Below are 17118 nucleotides of genomic sequence, written 5' to 3' on the forward strand. Positions count from 1 at the left end.
GCGGCGATCGGACGCCGCGTTCTCACGGGGAGTGACATGTCTGACGGGGTGAAGGGCGGGATCAGGTGGTGGCAGCGCTGGCCGACGTGGTCGGGGTACGCGGCGGCCGGCTGGTCGTTGGCGTACGCCATGCTCGGCGTGTACTGGACGGCCGGCGGTGACGGGTTCCCGTTCGCGCCGATCGACGACGACCACCGGACGGGTTCGATTCTGGAGGGCGTCCCGGTGGAGGTCGGCGCGCCGCTCATGGCGGCGCTCGGCCTGCTCGGTGCCGTTGTCGGGTTCGCGATGGCGCGAGGGGCTGGTTCTCGCCGTCAGTCGGCGGCGATGATCGCGTTCGGCTGGATCGCGGCTACCAGTCTCACCATGATCATCCCCGACTACACGATGATCGCCGTGCTGGCGTTCGCCCCGCTGCTGCTGGTGTTCGCCTTCACCGGCGTGCCCGGCCCACAGGGTGGCGTCGGCGACATCCTGTACTGGCACCGGAACAACCTGATCATCCTGTTCGCCGGTGGGCTGCTGTGGGCCGTGGCCACGCTGGCCTACCAGCGCCGCAGGCGTGCGGCATGTCAGCACTGCGGCCGTCGGCACGGGGCGACCGGCGACGGACCGTCCCCGCAGACGCTGCTGCGGTGGGGGCGTTGGGCTGTCGTGCTCGCCTGCCTGGCGCCACTGCCCTACGAGATCACCAGAGTGGCCTGGTTCTTCGGCCACCCTCTGGGCATCAGCCGGGACTTTCTCACGATGATGCAGGACACCGACGGCATGCTCTGGGTCGGGCTGGGCTGCGCCATCGCCTCGGTGCTGGGTGGCGTGCTCACGCACGGCCTGGTCAGCCGGTGGGGCGAGGTCTACCCGCGGTGGATCTGGTTCAAGGCCGGGAGACCGGTGCCGCCGGCACTCGCGATCGTTCCGGCGTCCCTCGTCGCCGTCGTCCTCATCCCGGCCGGGCTGATGATGCTCTGGGACCTCGACATCCACGAGGGGTGGGGCCTGCGTCTTCCCAGCGTGCCCTGGGTGCTCTGGGGAGTCGCGCTCGGCGCGGCCACCGTCACCTACCACCTGCGCCGGCGCGGCACCTGCTCACACTGCGGGCCGGACGGCGGGGTTGCCCGAGCTGACTCCGACCATCTACGGTCGGCGATGCCCGGAGTGAGAGGCGCTGCGACGGACCGGGTCCGCCACGCTCACCCGCAACCATCGGATCCAAGGGCGCCTTCCGCGACAGGGGAGGCGTGATGGGCGCGTTCGTGACCACGTGGGCGGCCGGTGACTATCCGGCCATGGCACGACTGTTGACGCCGGTCGCCGAAGCGGTGGTGGAAGCCGCCGCGATACGGCCCGGTGACCGGGTGGCCGATGTGGCCACCGGTACGGGCAACGCCGCGATACTTGCCGCACGGCGCGGAGCCCGTACCGTCGGGGTCGATCTGGAACCGGCGCTTGTGGAGTTGGCCCGGCGGCGGGCCGCGGACGACGGCCTGGCGATCGATTGGCGGGTCGGTGACGCGAGCCGGTTGCCCCTGCCGGACGATTCGGTGGACGTGGTCCTGTCGGTCTTCGGGGTGATGTACGCGAACGACCACGACGCGGCGGCCGGAGAACTGAGCCGGGTGTGTGCCCCGTCCGGCCGGGTCGTGCTGGCGGCCTGGACGCCGGGCAGTCTCCTGCCGGCCATGGGCCAGGTCCTGGGCGGCTACCTACCGCCACCTCCGGCCGGAGGCGCACCGCCGAGCCGGTGGGGAGACCGCGAGCTTGTCGGACGGTACCTGGCAGACGCCGACCTGCGGATCACGTCGGCGACCGTCCACCGTTTCGACCTGGGCTTCGCCAGCGCCGACGCGGCGACCAACCTGTTGATCGACAGCGCCGGGCACGTCGTCGCCGAGCGGGATCGACTCACGGCGGAGTTTCGGTGGGACGCACTACGCGTCGACCTACGCTCGTTCGTCGGCGACCGTGGAGTGGCCGACGGCGACCGCTTCCGGCTGGAACTCGAGTATCTACTTGTGACGGCCGCACCGGTATCGGCGGCGACAGCATGACGCGAGCGGATCTGGACAAGCGGCCCCGGGTGGTCGCGGCAATGTTCGACGGTGTCGCCGAAGGGTCCCTTCCCGACAACAATGTCGGGAAGGGACCCTTGCCTGCCTGCGATCGAGCTACGGCCTGACGTACGCGTTCGGGATGTTCATCCGTTGCTGGGCGTGGACCAGCGGTCAGCCCTTGGGGCTGGGGCCGAAGCGGTTCGCTCCGGGCGTGCTGTCCATAACAAAGAACACGATCAGGACGATGGCGCCCACGAACGGCACCAGGGCGATCAGCAACCACCACCCCGTCCGGTCGGTGTCGTGCAGGCGTCGCACCGCGACCGCCAGCGACGGCAGCAGCAGCACCAGGGAGGCGATAAGACCGATGACACCGGTCGACGAGCCCTCGAAGGTCAATCCCAGCGCGCTGTCCAGGATGGCGGCAACAATGCTGACAAGCAGGGTGAAAAGGGCGAACCACCAGTACTCAGACCGGCGGGCCCGACCCGAGAAGCCGACGTACTGGCCAAAAACCGATTTGACTGCGGCACCGAAGGACAAAGCTATCTCCCGTTATTCGAGGGGATTCTCAAGGTCATCGCGAGGGCAGCCAAACAGATCGGTGTCGCGGGGTCAACGGCCAATTAGGCACGATCTTCTTCGCACGCATCTGCCGCTGGCCGCCGCTTGTCCGGGCCGGCACGGTGCCTGTCGTGTCGGTGCGTGCACATAGGGGCGATGCGGGATCGCCAAGCGATCTGCCCGGCAAGAACAGCAGGGCCCCCTCCCGACGACGCTGTCGGGAGGGGACCCTGCTGGCCTGTGGTGCGACCTACGGCTTGACGTACGCGTTCACGAACGACGGGTAGCCGAAGACGCTGGAGATGAAGACCCCGCCGGCCTTGGACCCGTGCACGTTGTAGGCCACGTCGACGAAGAGCGGCACCACCGGCGCGTGCTCCTTCATGATCCGCTCGTCGAGCTTGGCCCACTCCGGGCCCTGGTCGCCGGCGGGCATGGCCTGGATGCGGTCCATCTCGGCGTTGATCGCCGGATCGTTGAAGTAGGACTGGTTGCTGTTGCCCTCGGCCTTGATGGTGCGGCCGTCGTAGAGCACCGGCAGGATCGACGCCCCGCTCGGCCAGTCCGCCGCCCAGTTACCGATGTACAGGTCCCAGGGGTTGTCCTTCTTCTTGATCTCGTCGAGCTTCGCGTCGTCGGAGATGTTCCGCAGCGTGATCTTGAAGCCGGCCCGCTCCAGGTTGGCCTTGAGCTGCGCGCCCTGCTGCTGCTCGGTCGAGTTGTCGGCGACACCGAGGACCAGCTCCGGCGTCTTTCCGCCGAGCAGCTCCTTGACCTTGTCGACGTTGCCGTTGGCGCCCGCCGGGTACGCCTCGTACGCCTTGTAGCCGATGGTGGCCGGCGGCATCAGGGTGGTCAGCGGCGCGGCCACGGTCTGTCCGCCCATCGCCTTGATGAAGCCCTCACGGTCGATCGCGTAGTTGAGAGCCTGGCGGACCTTCAGGTCGGTGACCCGCTGGTTGTTGATGACGAGCTGGTTGGCGCTCGGGGTCGGCGAGAGGATCGTCCGGGGCTTGAGCGCGGCGTCACCGGCCACCTTGGCGACCAGCGAGGCGGGCACGAAGTTGAAGGCGAGCGCGCTCTGGTCGGCGCCGTTGTCGGCGATCACCCGGTTGTTGGCGGCGTCCGCGGTCGGGCCGAAGCTCCACACGAACTGGTCCGGGTACTGGTGTCGGACCGGGTCGGTCTTCGGGTCCCAGTTGGGGTTGCGGTCCAGGGTGATCTGTACGCCGACCTGGTTCTTCGCGACCTTGTACGGGCCGGACGAGAACGGCTGCTTGTCCAGGTCGACGCCGGTGTCCTTGTCGGCCGGCAGCGGCGCGGTGGTCGGCAGCGAGACCGCGAACGGCAGGTCACAGCGGGGCTTGGCGAACTCGAAGCGCAGCGTCTTCGCGTCCGGCGTGCTCAGGCCGGGCGGCAGCGACGTCTTGTTCTTCTTGAAGTCCCACTTGGTGTCGAACTGCGGGGTGTCGGCCAGCCACTCCTGGATGTAGGTCGGGCCGCCGGACAGGTCCGGGTCGAACGAGCGGGCGATGCCGTACGCGATCTCCTTGGCGGTGATCGGCCGGCCGTCCTCGAACTTCACCCCGTCCTTGATCGTGAATTCCCAGACCTTGCAGTCGTTGTTGACGTTCTTGCCGGGCGTCTCGGCCAGGTCGCCGACGAGGACCAGGCCGCCCTTGCCGTCGTCCTTCCAGGTGGTCAGGTAGCGCGCGAAGAGCGGGTTGGTCATCAGACCGGCGAACGAGTACGTCCGCTGCGGGTCGAGGTGGGAGATCGGCGACTCCCGGATGATGGTGAAGGTGCCGCCCTTCGCCGCGCCGCTCACCTCGGCCGCCGGCCCCTGCGAGTCCTTGGGGTCGGTCGCGATGACCCCGGTCTGCTGCCGGTCGGTGTCCACCGTGGTGCCCTCGCCCGTGTTCTTCGAGCACGCACCCAATGCCACCACCAGAGCGATCGCGCCGCCCGCGGCGGCCACCACGCGTGGTCTCATGAATACCCCCTTCACCCATGTGCCGTGCGTTTCGTCGGGGCGAGAACCGCCGACGTCCCGAGGATCGTAAGGAAGAAAACCTACGAGTTGTGTAACAGTTGTCGATAAATTTCGCCATCGGAGGTGCGTCGCGCTCAGCGCAGCCGCACCCGGGGGTCGATGGCCGCGTACAACAGGTCTACCAGCACGTTCGCCAACACCACGAAGACGGCAGCGATCAGCACCGTGGCCATGATGGTGGGCAGGTCACCCGCGCGCACCGCGTCCACCGCCGTACGCCCCAACCCCTGGATGCCGAACGTCGTCTCGGTGATCACCGTCCCGCCCAGCGCCCCGCCCACGTCCAGCCCGGCGATGGTCACCACCGGGGTGATCGCCGCGCGCAGCGCGTGCCTCCCGTACACAGTGGGTTTGGCCAGGCCCTTGGCCCGCGCGGTCCGGACGAAGTCCTCGGACAGGGTCTCCAGCATCTGCGCCCGAGACAGCCGGGCGTAGATGGCCGAGAAGAGGAAGGCCAGCGCCACCCAGGCGAGCACCAGCCCACTCGCCCACTTCGCCGGGTTGTCGAAGATGGAGGTGTAGCTGGGCACCGGCAGCAACCGCAGGTTGTAGACGAAGACCAGCAGCAGCACCGCGCCCACGAAGTAGAGCTGCAACGACGCTCCGGTCAGCGAGAAGCCGATGGCCGCCCGGTCGAGCCAGGTGCCGCGCCGCAACGCGGAGACCATGCCGAGGCCCACCCCGAGCAGCAACCAGAGGATGGCCGCCGGGATCACGATGCTCAGCGTCACCGGCAGCACCCGGGCGATGGTGTCCGAGACGGCCTCGTTGCTGACGTACGACCAGCCCAGGCACGGCGCGTCACACCGGCCACCCTGGGCGCTACCCAGATCCCGGCCGGTGACGATGCCCTTCATGTAACCGGCGTACTGGCTGACCAGCGGGTCGTTCAGGCCCAGGTCGTCGCGGACCCGCTCCAGCCGCTCCGGGTTGCAGTTCTTCGAGCAGATGCTGCTGACCGGGTCGCGCGGCAGGGCGAAGAACATCAGGAAGGTCAGCACGCTCACCGCGAACAGGGTCAGCGTGGCCGAGAAGAGCCGCTTGATCAGGAACCGGAACATGAGCCCACCCCTACCGGGACGACTTCGGGTCGAGCGCGTCCCGCAACGCGTCGCCGAAGAGGTTGAAGGCGAACACCAGCGCGAAGATCATGATGCCCGGGAAGAACACGTAGGCCGGGTCGGTCTGGAGGAAGTCCAGACTGTCGTAGATCATCCGACCGAAACTCGGGGTCTCGTCGCTGAGGCCGACACCGATGAACGACAGCGCCGCCTCGCTGGTGATGAACTGCGGGACCGCCAGCGAGAACGAGACAAGGATCGGCGCCCAGATGTTCGGCAGCAGTTGCCGGAAGATGATGTGCCCCAACCCGGCCCCGCTGGCCTTGGCCGCCTCCACGAACTCCCGCTCGCGCAGCGCGATCACCTGCCCACGGACCAGCCGTGCCGTGCTGGTCCAGCCGAAGATGGCGAACACGGCGATCAGCACCCCCACCCCGAAGGCGGACGACACCTGGCCCCGCTCACCGTAGAAGCGCAGCGTGATGGTGGGGGTGAGAGCCAGCGCGATGATCAGGAACGGCATCGCGAGCGTCAGGTCGGTGATCCAGTTGATCACCGCGTCGAGCCAGCCGCCGAGGTAGCCCGCGAGCGCGCCGAGCACGATCCCGATCGTCGCGGTGATCAACGCGGCGGCGAACGCGATGAACAACGACGTCCGCAGCCCGTAGATCAACCGGATGAAGATGTCCCGTCCCAGCCCCGGCTCCAGGCCGAACCAGTGCTCCCCGGTGACCCCACCCGCATAACCGAGAGGCATGCCGAAGCCGTCCAGCAGGCTCTGGAACTGCTCCCGCGGACCGACGCCGTAGACCATCTCGATCAGCGGGGCGGACAACCCCAACACCATGAAGAAGATCAGGAGTACGCCGCTGATCACGGCCGTCCGGTCGCGGCGCAACCGCAGCCAGGCGAGCTGACCGGGCGAACGCCCGACGACGCCCTTCGCCGCGGTCGTTGTCGCCTTCGGGTCGGACTCGATCTCGGCCAGCGCCACACCCTCCACCGGGGACAGGCTCACGACGGCACCTCCTCGACGTTCGCGGTGGCCTCGCGTCCCGCCGCGTCGGCGTCGGCCGGCTCCGGGCTCGTGCTGGCCGCCTCCCCTTCGGGGCTCGTGCTGGCCGTTTCCCCTTCGGGGCTCGTGCTGGCCGCTTCCCCTTCGGGGCTCGTGCTGGCCGCTTCCCCTTCGGGGCTCGTGCTGGCCGCTTCCCCTTCGGGGAAGTGACACGCGGTGGCCTGCCGGCCGCCGTCGCGTGGCACCAGCGCGGGCTCCTCGCTGGCGCAGATGTCCTGCGCCTTCCAGCAGCGGGTGCGGAAGCGGCACCCCGACGGTGGGTCCAGCGGCGTGGGCACGTCACCGGTCAGCCGGATCCGACCCGCCGGGCCGAGCTGGGTGACGTCCGGGATCGCCGAGAGCAACGCCCTGGTGTACGGGTGCTGCGGACGCTCGTAGATGTCCGCCCGGTCGCCGATCTCCACGATCCGGCCCAGGTACATCACCGCGACCCGCTGGCAGAAGTGCCGGACCACGGCCAGGTCGTGCGCGATGAACACGAACGCGAGGCCAAGCTCCCGTTGCAGGTCGCGCAGCAGGTTGACCACCTGTGCCTGGATCGAGACGTCAAGCGCGGACACCGGCTCGTCGGCGACGATCAGCTTGGGCCGCAGCGCCAGCGCGCGGGCGATGCCGATGCGTTGACGTTGACCGCCGGAGAACTCGTGCGGGTACCTGTTGTAGTGCTCCGGGTTCAACCCGACCAGCTCCAGCAACTCCTGCACCCGCGCCCTGGTGCCCCCGGGCGGCTTGATCCCGTTGACCTCCAGGGGCATCGCCACGATCCGACCCACTGTGTGCCGAGGGTTCAACGAGGCGTACGGGTCCTGGAAGATGATCTGGAAGTCCTGGCGCAGCGGGCGCAACTCCCGCCGGCCGGCGTGGGTGATGTCGCGCCCGGCGAACTCGATGCTGCCGCTCGTCGGCTCCAACAGCCGCACCAGCATCCGGCCGGTGGTGGTCTTGCCGCAGCCCGACTCCCCGACCAGCCCGAGCGTCTCCCCCGGGCGCACGTCGAAGTCGAGCCCGTCCACCGCCCGCACCAGGCCGGTGGCGCGCAGCCCCTGGCGTACCGGAAAGTGCTTGGTCAGGCCGCGGACCCGCAGCAGTGGTTCGTCGGTCATCGGGCCACCCCCACTGATGCGACGTCCTCGGCGTAGCGCGCGGCGCGCTCCTCGGCACTCAGGTGGCAGGCCACCAGGTGGCCGGCCGCCCCCGCCACGCCGGCTGGGCCGGTCCCGCCGGCCGGGCGCAGCTCGGGGACCTCGGTGCGGGATCGACTGCCGACGCGGTCCGCGTAGCGGCAGCGGGGGTGGAACGCGCAGCCCGGCGGCAGGTTGATCAGGCTGGGCGGGTTGCCGGGGATGGGCACCAGGTCCGCGTCCGCGTCGCCGTGCAGCGACGGCACGCTGGAGAGCAACCCCCAGGTGTACGGATGCTGCGGCGCACGGAGCACCTGCTCGACGCTGCCCCGCTCGACGGCGCGCCCGCCGTACATGACAAGCACGTCGTCGGCGACCTGACCGACCACGCCCAGATCGTGGGTGATCAGGATGATCGCGGAGTGGAACTCCTCCTGGAGATCGGCGAGCAGGTCCAGGATCTGTGCCTGCACCGTGACGTCCAGCGCGGTGGTCGGCTCGTCGGCGATCAGCAGCGCCGGGTCGTTGACCAGGGACATCGCGATCATGACCCGTTGGCGCATGCCGCCGGAGAACTCGTGCGGGTACTGGTCGAAGCGGCGCGCCGGCTGCGGGATGCCGACCCGGTCCAGCATGTCCACAGCCCGCTGGCGGGCCTCGCGCCGGCTGGCCTTCGGGTGGTGCACCCGGTACGCCTCGGCGATCTGCCGGCCCACCGTGTAGTACGGGTGCAGCGCCGACAGTGGATCCTGGAAGATCATCGCCATGTCCCGGCCACGCAGCCGGCGTACCTCCTCGTCGGCGAGGCCGACCACCTGCCGGCCGCCGACGGAGATCTCCCCGGTGATGGTGGTCCGTTTCGGATCGTGCAGGCCGAGGATGGCCAGCGAGGTGACGCTCTTGCCGGAGCCCGACTCGCCCACGATGCCGAGCGTGCGGCCCCGCTCCACGGCGAACGACACCCCGTCGACAGCGCGCACCACGCCGTCCTCGGTGTCGAACCGGACCCGCAGGTCACTCACCCGCAGGTAGGCGTCCTGGTCGGAGCGCTGCGCCGGCACGGCGGGGCGGTCCGGCTCCCCGGACGGCACCGGTTCCGAGCTTTCCACGGCCGCCTCCCTCTGTGACGAAGAGAACTTACAGGAAAGTCCCGAGGGTGAAAATAAGCTACAAAGTGGGCGCGTGTCAGCGGGCCCGAGCGTAACGAGTCGGCATCGGCCCCGCACCCCCGTCACCTCGGCATCCACGCCCGTTCATCCCGCGCCCCGCGCCAAGATCTACGCAACTTCCCCGCTGTTGCTGCCTCCGGCGCGCTGGAAGCAGCAACAACCCTGATATTGCGCGGATCTTGACGACGAACACCGTCCCCGAGAGACCGCGTGGTGGGGTTGGGGCCGGCCGAGGCCAAGATCGCGCTCGAACCAGGGTGTAGTGGCATCACCGACGTGCCGTTACCACTACATCCACGACAACACCGTTGCGTTAGGGCTGTAGCCGGAGGGTCAACCCGGGACAGGAAGTGCCCGATCGGGAGCAGGCTGGGCCCGGCTTGGCGATCATGGAGTTGTGGTGCCGACTTTGGGGGTTTTACGGGCGTTCTGTTACCCACCACAACTCCATGATCGGCGAGATTGACACTGAGTTCGGTCATCAACCTGTGGCTGAACGCCACGCGGATCCTCAACCCCGACCTCGTGGTGACGGCGGAGTTGAATCTCGCGGCGGACTGCGTGCCGGCGGGAGCGGTCCTGCTGGCTTGCGAGATCACCGCACCGCACACCGCCGTCATCGATCGGGTGTTGAAGCCGCACCTGTACGGCGAGGCCGGCATCGAGTGGTATCTGCTCGTTGAGCAGGAGCCCCTGACCGTGCACCTCTGTCAGCGACAGGGTTCCCACTACGTCGAGCGGTCGGTGACCAGGGCCGGCGAGGTGTTGGAGCTGGCGGAGCCGGTGCGGGCCACCATCCGGCCGGAAGACCTCGTCCCCTGACGGGTGTCGGTCGGCTGGCCTAGGGTCGGTCGCATGACCGAGTTCGACGCGGCCACCGCCGCCGTCCAGGCCGCCCTCGACGCGGGAGCGCGGTACGCCGACGCGCGGGTGATGCACCGCCGCTACGAGTCGATGAGCGCGCGCAACGGCGACGTGGAAGAGCTGACCCAGGACGAGAGCATCGGGCTCGGTGTCCGGGCGCTCGTCGGTGCGAGTTGGGGCTTCCACGCCGTACCCGATCTCTCCGACGCCGCCGCCCGCGACGCCGGCCGGCGCGCCACGCGGACCGCCATGGCGAGCGGGCGCGTGCCGGGCCCACCTGTCGACCTGGTGCCGGCGGAGGCGGTCACCGCGACCTGGGCCTCCGGCTGCGAGATCGACCCCCTCGGGGTGCCCCTGTCCGACAAGGGCGACCTGCTGGTCGGCGCGACCCGCACGATGGCCGAACACGGCGCGGACCTGGCCGAGGGCCTGTACCAAATCTGGGACACCACGAAGTGGTTCGTCTCCAGCGAGGGCCACCGGATCGACCAGCGGATCCGCGAGTGCGGCGGCGGCATCTCCGCCACCTCGATCGGCGACGGCGAGACGCAGCGCCGGTCCTGGCCGAGTTACCGGGGGCAGTACGGCACCACCGGCTGGGAGCTTGTCGAGTCGCTCGACCTGGCCGCTCACGCCGCACAGATCGCCGATGAGTCCCGGGCGCTGCTCACCGCGCCGCTGTGCCCGGCCGGCGAGACCGATCTGATCCTCGGCGGCGAGCAGTTGGCCCTCCAGATCCACGAGTCGGTCGGGCACGCCATCGAGCTGGACCGGATCCTCGGCTGGGAGGCGGCGTTCGCCGGCACGTCCTGGCTGGACCTGGCCCAGCTCGGGTCGCTGCGCTACGGCTCCGAGCTGATGAACATCACCATCGACCCGACGATCCCGGGCGCGCTGGGCAGCTTCGGCTTCGACGACGAGGGCTCGCCGGCGGTCAGGCGGGACGCGGTCCGCGACGGTCGCTGGGTGGGTGTGCTCGCCGGCCGGGACTCGGCCGCGATGGCCAGCCTCGACTACGGCGGCAGCGTACGGGCCGACGGGTGGGCCCGGCTGCCGATGGTGCGGATGACGAACGTCGGCCTGGAACCCGGCCCGCACACCCTGGAGGAGATCATCGCGGCGACCGACGAGGGCGTGCTGATGGACCTCAACAGGTCCTGGTCGATCGACGACAAACGGCTCAACTTCCAGTTCGGGTGCGAGGTCGGCTGGGAGATCAAGAAGGGTCGGCGGGGGCGGATGCTACGCAATCCCACGTACACCGGGATCGGCCCGCTCTTCTGGCGCTCGATGGACATGCTCTCCGGCGAGACGGTTTCCTGGGGCACGCCCAACTGCGGCAAGGGCCAGCCCGGCCAGATCGGCCACACCGGCCACCCGGCCGCGCCGGCCCGGTTCCGCAACGTCCGGGTGGGGGTGTCCGCGTGAGCGCGAGGAGTGAGCCGGTTTTGCGAGCCCCGCAGTCGCGAACGAAAGGTGGCCCAGCGTGAGCGCGAGGAGTGAGCCGGTTTTGCGAGCCCCGCAGTCACGAACGAAAGGTGGCCCAGCGTGAGCGCGAGGAGTGAGCCGGTTTTGCGAGCCCCGCAGTCGCGAACGAAAGGTGGCCCAGCGTGAGCGCGAGGAGTGAGCCGGAGCTGGCAGGGCAGGTCGTGGAGTTGGTGCGTCGCCTGGGCGGGCCGACCGCGCAGGCCGAGGCGGTGGTGACGCGGGCGGACTTGGCGTTGACCCGGTTCGCCAACTCGGCCATCCACCAGAACGTCGCCGAGTCGACCGTCGGGGTCCGGTTGCGGGTGCACGTGGACGGTCGGACCGCCGCCGGCAGCGGCAGCGTGGTCACCGCCGACGGGTTGAGCGCCCTGGTGGAGCGCACCCTGGCGGCGGCCCGGCTCTGCCCGCCCGACCCGGGCTGGCCGGGGCTGACCCCGCCGACACCCACGCCGGACGCACCGGAGGTCGACGAGGCCACCGCCCACGCGGAGCCGGATCAGCGGGCCGACCGGGTCGGCGCTTTCGTGGCCGCCGCCGGGGGCCTCAGCTCGGCCGGTTACTGCCGTACCGCGCACCGTTCGTCGGCGTTCGCCAACTCGGCCGGGCACACGTCGTACGGCCGCTCGGCGGAGGCGGCGATGGACGGCATCGCGCGTCGCGACGGCGCGGACGGGGTGGCCCGACGCCACGCCCACCGGCTCGCCGACCTCGACGGCGCCGAGTTGGGCGCGCAGGCGGCGGCGAAGGCCCGGGCGGCGGCCGACCCGGTCGAGTTGCCACCGGGGCACTACGAGGTGGTGTTCGAGCCGGCCGCGGTGGCGGACCTGTTACAGAACCTCTCCTGGTACGGCTTCAACGGCAAGCGGTACGCCGAGCGGCAGTCGTTCGCCGAGCCGGGGGTGGCCCAGTTCGACCGGGCGGTGACAGTGGTGGACGACCCGTTGGGCGCGTCGGGGTTGCCGTTCGACGCGGAGGGCACCGGTCGACGGGCGCTGACCCTTGTCGAGTCGGGCACCACCCGGGCGGTGGCGCACGACAGGCGAACCGCCGCCGCGGCGGGCGCGGAGTCGACAGGGCACGCGGTCGCCGGTGGCGCCACCTGGGGCCCGATGGCCCGTAACCTGCGCCTCTCCGGCGCGCTGGCCGGCCCGGCCAGCGCGACCGGCCGGAGCACCACCGGCACGGCGGCCGGAGCGGTCGTCGACGCGGACACCGCCGCGCTGGTCACCGACGTACGGCGGGGGTTGCTGGTCACCGACCTGTGGTACACGAGGGTGCTCGACCCGAAGAGCCTCGTCGTCACCGGGTTGACCCGCAACGGTGTGTGGCTCATCGAGGACGGCGCTGTCGTGCGTGCGGTGCGCGACCTGCGGTTCACCGAGTCCTACCCGCGGGCGCTCGGCCCCGGTGCCGTGCTCGGGCTGGGCGCGCGGGCGGTGCGCCAACCGGATCGGGTGGACGGTGCGTGGTGGGCCGCACCCTCGCTGCGACTGGCGTCCTGGCACTTCACCGGAGGCGCTTCCGGGTGACGTCCCCTACCGGCGCCGCCCGGCTTTTCCGCAGGCCAGACACACGGGACACTCCCTTGCGCGGACGGCTCGCGGAGATCGGCGTAACGTGTGTCACTTAGCTGCGTCGGTCGATCCGGCGTGGTCGTTGGTGTGCGCTTGACGTGGCAGCGGGTGCGGGTTCGCCGGTCCGCGTGCCGACCGGAGAAAGATCAGCCCGCCCGTACGGGCCCGTCGAGGAGACGAGTCGAATGACTTCAACGGCAACGAGGCCGCGGAAAGCGCGGGCGCGCGCCGCCATCGCGGCGAAGACGTTGCGTACCGACCGCTGGTGGTTCGCTCCGCTGATCACCGTGATCGGGCTCAGCGCCTGGGTCGCGTACGCGACGGTCCGGGTTTTCCAGCATGACAACTACTGGGTCGACGCGTACCACTACCTGACCCCGTTCTACTCCCCGTGCGTGACCGACAGGTGCGTCGAGGCAGCCTCGCACTTCGGCCGGTTCCTGCCCGGCTGGTGGGTCATTCCGGATGCCGCGCTGACCCTGCCGTTCCTGCTGTTGTTCCGGCTCACCTGCTACTACTACCGCAAGGCCTACTACCGGTCGTTCTGGCTGTCGCCGCCGGCCTGCGCCGTCCCGGACGGCCACAAGGAGTACGCCGGTGAGACCCGCTTCCCGCTGCTCGGTCAGAACCTGCACCGCTACTTCTTCTACGCCGCCGCGATCATCTCGCTGATCAACACCTGGGACGCGATCCTCGCCTTCCACTCGCCGAAGGGTTTCGGCTTCGGGCTGGGCAACATCATCCTTCTGGTCAACGTGGTGGCGCTCTGGGCGTACACGATCTCCTGCCACTCGTGCCGGCACATCATCGGTGGCCGGCTCAAGCACTTCTCCAAGCACCCGGTGCGGTACAAGGCCTGGACGTTCGTCTCGGCGTTGAACGTCCGGCACATGCAGCTCGCCTGGATCACCCTCGGCACCCTGGCGCTCGCCGACTTCTACATCATGGCGCTCGCGGCTGAGTGGTTCTCCGACCTGCGGTTCATCAACTAAAGGGCCCCTGACATGACCACTACCACTCGCATCGAACGACACCACTACGACGTCGTCGTCATCGGGGCCGGCGGCGCCGGTCTGCGCGCGGCGATCGAGGCCCGGCTCGCCGGCAAGAAGACCGCGATCATCTCCAAGTCGCTCTTCGGCAAGGCGCACACGGTGATGGCCGAGGGCGGCGCGGCAGCCGCCATGGGCAACGTGAACAGCCGCGACAACTGGCAGGTGCACTTCCGCGACACCATGCGCGGCGGCAAGTTCCTCAACAACTTCCGGATGGCCGAGCTGCACGCGAAGGAGTCGCCGCAGCGGATCTGGGAGCTGGAGACGTACGGCGCGCTCTTCGACCGCACGAAGGACGGCAAGATCTCGCAGCGCAACTTCGGCGGCCACGAGTACCCGCGCCTGGCGCACGTGGGCGACCGGACCGGCCTGGAGCTGATCCGCACCCTCCAGCAGAAGATCGTGTCGCTCCAGCAGGAGGACCAGCGGGAGTTCGGCTCGTACGACGCCCGGATCAGGGTGTTCTCCGAGACCACCATCACGGAGCTGCTACTCGACGGTGACCGGGTGGCCGGCGCGTTCGGCTACTACCGCGAGTCCGGGGAGTTCATCCTCTTCGAGGCGCCGGCCGTCGTGTTGGCCACCGGTGGTGTCGGACGCTCCTACAAGGTCACCTCGAACTCCTGGGAGTACACCGGGGATGGGCACGCGTTGGCGCTGCGCGCCGGGGCGACGCTGATCAACATGGAGTTCCTCCAGTTCCACCCGACCGGCATGGTCTGGCCGCCCTCGGTGAAGGGCATCCTGGTCACCGAGTCGGTGCGTGGTGACGGTGGCGTCCTGAAGAACTCCGAGGGCAAGCGGTTCATGTTCGACTACGTCCCCGACGTCTTTCGCAAGCAGTACGCGGAGACCGAGGAGGAGGCGGACCGCTGGTACACCGACCCGGACAACAACAGGCGTCCGCCGGAGCTGCTGCCCCGCGACGAGGTGGCCCGCGCGATCAACAGTGAGGTCAAGGCCGGTCGGGGCTCCCCCGCCGGCGGTGTCTTCCTGGACATCGCGAGCCGGCGTTCGGCCGACGAGATCCGCCGGCGGCTGCCGTCGATGTACCACCAGTTCAAGGAGCTGGCCGATGTCGACATCACCGCGGAGCCGATGGAGGTCGGGCCGACCTGCCACTACGTGATGGGCGGCGTGGAGGTCGACCCGGACTCGGGTGCCGCCTTCGGCCACGTACGCGGGCTGTTCGCGGCCGGCGAGGTTTCCGGCGGCATGCACGGCTCCAACCGGTTGGGCGGCAACTCGCTGTCCGACCTGCTGGTCTTCGGCAAGCGGGCGGGCGGGCACGCGGCCAGCTACGCCGACGGGCTGGCCGCCCGCCCGAAGGTGGCGGTGGACGCTGTCGAGGCCGCCGTGGAGACCGCCCTGGCCCCGCTGCAACGGGACACCGGCGAGAGCCCGTACACCCTCCAGCAGGACCTCCAGGTCGTCATGGGGGATCTGGTCGGCATCATCCGGCGCGAGGGCGAGCTGGCCGACGCGTTGGGCAGGCTGGCCGAGCTGCGCGAGCGGGTCGCCAAGGTGAGCGCGTTCGGCGGCCGGCGCTACAACCCGGGCTGGCACCTGGCGCTGGACCTGCGCAACATGCTTGTCGTCTCGGAGTGCACAGCGAAGGCGGCGCTGGAGCGGCAGGAGTCGCGCGGCGGGCACACCCGGGAGGACTATCCGGCGATGGAGCCGAAGTGGCGGCAGGTCAACCTGGTCTGCTCGCTGGACGGCGACGCCGTACGCCTGACCCGCAAGCCGCTGCCGAAGATGCGGCCGGAGCTGATCGGCCTCTTCGACCGGGCCGAGCTGGCCAAGTACCTCACCGACGAGGAGCTCGCCGACTTCGACGCCCTCGTCGCCGACGCTGGAGAGGCGGACAACCGATGAGCGCGAAGCGTCAGTTCCGGATCTGGCGGGGTGACGAGACCGGCGGGGACCTCCAGGACTACATGGTCGAGGTGAACGAGGGCGAGGTCGTCCTCGACGTCATCCACCGCCTCCAGGCCACCGACGCGCCCGACCTGGCCTGCCGGTGGAACTGCAAGGCCGGCAAGTGCGGCTCCTGCTCCATGGAGATCAACGGCAAGCCGCGGCTGGGCTGCATGACCCGGATGTCGACCTTCGGTGACGAGGAGACCGTCACTGTCACCCCGCTGCGGACCTTCCCGGTCATCCGGGACCTGGTCACCGACGTCTCGTTCAACTACGAGAAGGCACGGGAGACTCCGGCGTTCGCCCCGCCGGCGGACGTGGCCCCGGGTGACTACCGGATGCAGCAGGTCGACGTCGAACGCTCGCAGGAGTTCCGCAAGTGCATCGAGTGCTTCCTGTGCCAGACGGTCTGCCACGTGATCCGCGACCACGAGGAGAACAAGCAGGCGTTCTCCGGCCCGCGGTACTTCATCCGGGCGGCCGAGCTGGACATGCACCCGCTGGACGCCCGGACCGACCGCAAGGAGTACGCGCAGGCCGAACAGGGCCTCGGCTTCTGCAACATCACCAAGTGCTGCACCGAGGTCTGCCCCGAGCACATCAAGATCACTGACAACGGGATCATCCCCATGAAGGAACGGGTCGTCGACCGCAGGTACGATCCCCTTGTGTGGCTTGGTAGCAAGATCTTCCGTCGGGGCGAGACGCCCCAGACCAGCGTGACCACCGCCCGTTCGGGCTCGGCGACGCCGGGCTCCGCCCGTGGTGGGGTGCACTCGCACGCGGGTGGTTCCCACGACTCGCGGGCCGAGGCGCAGGCGCAGAGCGGCGTGAACTGGGACCGGGAGGTGCCTCACCCGACCGCTCCGGCGGTCGACGACCGGGGCAAGCTGCCGCTGACCGAGCTCACGTTCGACCGGGCGGCCGCGCCGTCACCGTTCGGTGACGACGTGACCTTCCCGCTGCCCCCGGAGCACCTCAACTTCGCACACCCAGACCAAGACAAGCACTAAAGCCAAAACGAAGACGGGGGCCGCGGCTGTTGCCGCGGCCCCCCGGGGGGGGGCCCCCGCCGCCCCGGGGGTGTGACACCCCCCAGGCGCGCCCGCCCCCCCCGGGC

General features: G+C 69.7%; 14 protein-coding genes. 8 read left to right on the top strand and 6 right to left on the bottom strand.

Going from position 1 to position 17118, the window contains the following annotated elements:
• Positions 1 to 36 precede the first annotated feature (36 nt).
• Both AB0A95_RS24840 and AB0A95_RS24845 read left to right on the top strand, forming a co-directional pair.
• A complete protein-coding gene (locus AB0A95_RS24840) occupies positions 37 to 1242 on the top strand; it encodes an NYN domain-containing protein (RefSeq protein ID WP_357558158.1) in 1206 nt (401 codons plus the stop codon).
• On the top strand, positions 1242 to 2048 hold the full coding sequence (locus tag AB0A95_RS24845) for a methyltransferase domain-containing protein (RefSeq protein WP_357558159.1): 807 nt from the start codon (positions 1242 to 1244) through the stop codon (positions 2046 to 2048). Before AB0A95_RS24840 ends, AB0A95_RS24845 begins: the two co-directional genes overlap by 1 nt.
• 174 nt (positions 2049 to 2222) lie before the next feature.
• Here AB0A95_RS24845 and AB0A95_RS24850 read toward each other — a convergent pair whose 3' ends face one another.
• From AB0A95_RS24850 to AB0A95_RS24875, 6 genes are all read right to left on the bottom strand, one after another.
• Complete coding sequence (locus AB0A95_RS24850) at positions 2223 to 2594, bottom strand: DUF805 domain-containing protein (RefSeq protein ID WP_357558160.1); 372 nt, start codon at positions 2592 to 2594, stop codon at positions 2223 to 2225.
• Positions 2595 to 2865: 271 nt separating this feature from the next.
• The gene (locus AB0A95_RS24855) at positions 2866 to 4608 is read right to left on the bottom strand and encodes an ABC transporter substrate-binding protein (RefSeq protein WP_357558161.1); all 1743 of its coding nucleotides are present in this window, start codon (positions 4606 to 4608) and stop codon (positions 2866 to 2868) included.
• A gap of 134 nt (positions 4609 to 4742) precedes the next feature.
• The gene (locus AB0A95_RS24860; protein WP_357526204.1) at positions 4743 to 5729 is read right to left on the bottom strand and encodes an ABC transporter permease; all 987 of its coding nucleotides are present in this window, start codon (positions 5727 to 5729) and stop codon (positions 4743 to 4745) included.
• A gap of 10 nt (positions 5730 to 5739) precedes the next feature.
• A complete protein-coding gene (locus tag AB0A95_RS24865; RefSeq protein WP_357558162.1) occupies positions 5740 to 6747 on the bottom strand; it encodes an ABC transporter permease in 1008 nt (335 codons plus the stop codon).
• Positions 6744 to 7907, bottom strand: a complete 1164-nt coding sequence (locus AB0A95_RS24870) for a dipeptide ABC transporter ATP-binding protein (protein ID WP_357558163.1) — start codon at positions 7905 to 7907, stop codon at positions 6744 to 6746. The genes AB0A95_RS24865 and AB0A95_RS24870 overlap by 4 nt, the downstream gene beginning before the upstream one ends.
• Positions 7904 to 8986, bottom strand: coding sequence for an ABC transporter ATP-binding protein (locus tag AB0A95_RS24875; RefSeq protein ID WP_357558170.1), 1083 nt, complete (start codon positions 8984 to 8986; stop codon positions 7904 to 7906). Before AB0A95_RS24875 ends, AB0A95_RS24870 begins: the two co-directional genes overlap by 4 nt.
• Before the next feature lie 570 nt (positions 8987 to 9556).
• Between AB0A95_RS24875 and AB0A95_RS24880 the strand changes: the two genes are divergently transcribed.
• The 6 genes from AB0A95_RS24880 to AB0A95_RS24905 all read left to right on the top strand — a co-directional run bounded on the left by AB0A95_RS24880 (position 9557) and on the right by AB0A95_RS24905 (position 17011).
• Positions 9557 to 9916 (top strand): Uma2 family endonuclease, encoded by a 360-nt coding sequence (locus AB0A95_RS24880; RefSeq protein WP_357558164.1) that lies wholly within the window; start codon positions 9557 to 9559, stop codon positions 9914 to 9916.
• Positions 9917 to 9949: 33 nt separating this feature from the next.
• Positions 9950 to 11386: a TldD/PmbA family protein gene (locus AB0A95_RS24885; RefSeq protein ID WP_357558165.1), complete on the top strand. Its 1437-nt coding sequence runs from the start codon at positions 9950 to 9952 to the stop codon at positions 11384 to 11386.
• Positions 11387 to 11592: 206 nt separating this feature from the next.
• A complete protein-coding gene (locus AB0A95_RS24890; RefSeq protein ID WP_357558171.1) occupies positions 11593 to 12975 on the top strand; it encodes a metallopeptidase TldD-related protein in 1383 nt (460 codons plus the stop codon).
• 230 nt (positions 12976 to 13205) lie between these two features.
• Positions 13206 to 14012: a hypothetical protein gene (locus tag AB0A95_RS24895; protein WP_357067767.1), complete on the top strand. Its 807-nt coding sequence runs from the start codon at positions 13206 to 13208 to the stop codon at positions 14010 to 14012.
• A gap of 12 nt (positions 14013 to 14024) precedes the next feature.
• On the top strand, positions 14025 to 15953 hold the full coding sequence (locus AB0A95_RS24900; RefSeq protein ID WP_357558166.1) for a fumarate reductase/succinate dehydrogenase flavoprotein subunit: 1929 nt from the start codon (positions 14025 to 14027) through the stop codon (positions 15951 to 15953).
• Positions 15950 to 17011 (top strand): succinate dehydrogenase/fumarate reductase iron-sulfur subunit, encoded by a 1062-nt coding sequence (locus tag AB0A95_RS24905; protein WP_357558167.1) that lies wholly within the window; start codon positions 15950 to 15952, stop codon positions 17009 to 17011. The genes AB0A95_RS24900 and AB0A95_RS24905 overlap by 4 nt, the downstream gene beginning before the upstream one ends.
• Positions 17012 to 17118 lie beyond the last annotated feature (107 nt).

This window comes from Micromonospora sp. NPDC049230 (assembly GCF_040647875.1).
Taxonomy (GTDB): Bacteria; Actinomycetota; Actinomycetes; order Mycobacteriales; family Micromonosporaceae; genus Micromonospora.

Coding starts and splice junctions, on each gene's coding strand:
- AB0A95_RS24905 (WP_357558167.1), top strand. CDS start 15,950: ATGAGCGCGAAGCGTCAGTTCCGGATCTGGCGGGGTGACGAGACCGGC.
- AB0A95_RS24885 (WP_357558165.1), top strand. CDS start 9,950: ATGACCGAGTTCGACGCGGCCACCGCCGCCGTCCAGGCCGCCCTCGAC.
- AB0A95_RS24845 (WP_357558159.1), top strand. CDS start 1,242: ATGGGCGCGTTCGTGACCACGTGGGCGGCCGGTGACTATCCGGCCATG.
- AB0A95_RS24860 (WP_357526204.1), bottom strand. CDS start 5,729: ATGTTCCGGTTCCTGATCAAGCGGCTCTTCTCGGCCACGCTGACCCTG.
- AB0A95_RS24900 (WP_357558166.1), top strand. CDS start 14,025: ATGACCACTACCACTCGCATCGAACGACACCACTACGACGTCGTCGTC.
- AB0A95_RS24895 (WP_357067767.1), top strand. CDS start 13,206: ATGACTTCAACGGCAACGAGGCCGCGGAAAGCGCGGGCGCGCGCCGCC.
- AB0A95_RS24840 (WP_357558158.1), top strand. CDS start 37: ATGTCTGACGGGGTGAAGGGCGGGATCAGGTGGTGGCAGCGCTGGCCG.
- AB0A95_RS24870 (WP_357558163.1), bottom strand. CDS start 7,907: ATGACCGACGAACCACTGCTGCGGGTCCGCGGCCTGACCAAGCACTTT.
- AB0A95_RS24855 (WP_357558161.1), bottom strand. CDS start 4,608: ATGAGACCACGCGTGGTGGCCGCCGCGGGCGGCGCGATCGCTCTGGTG.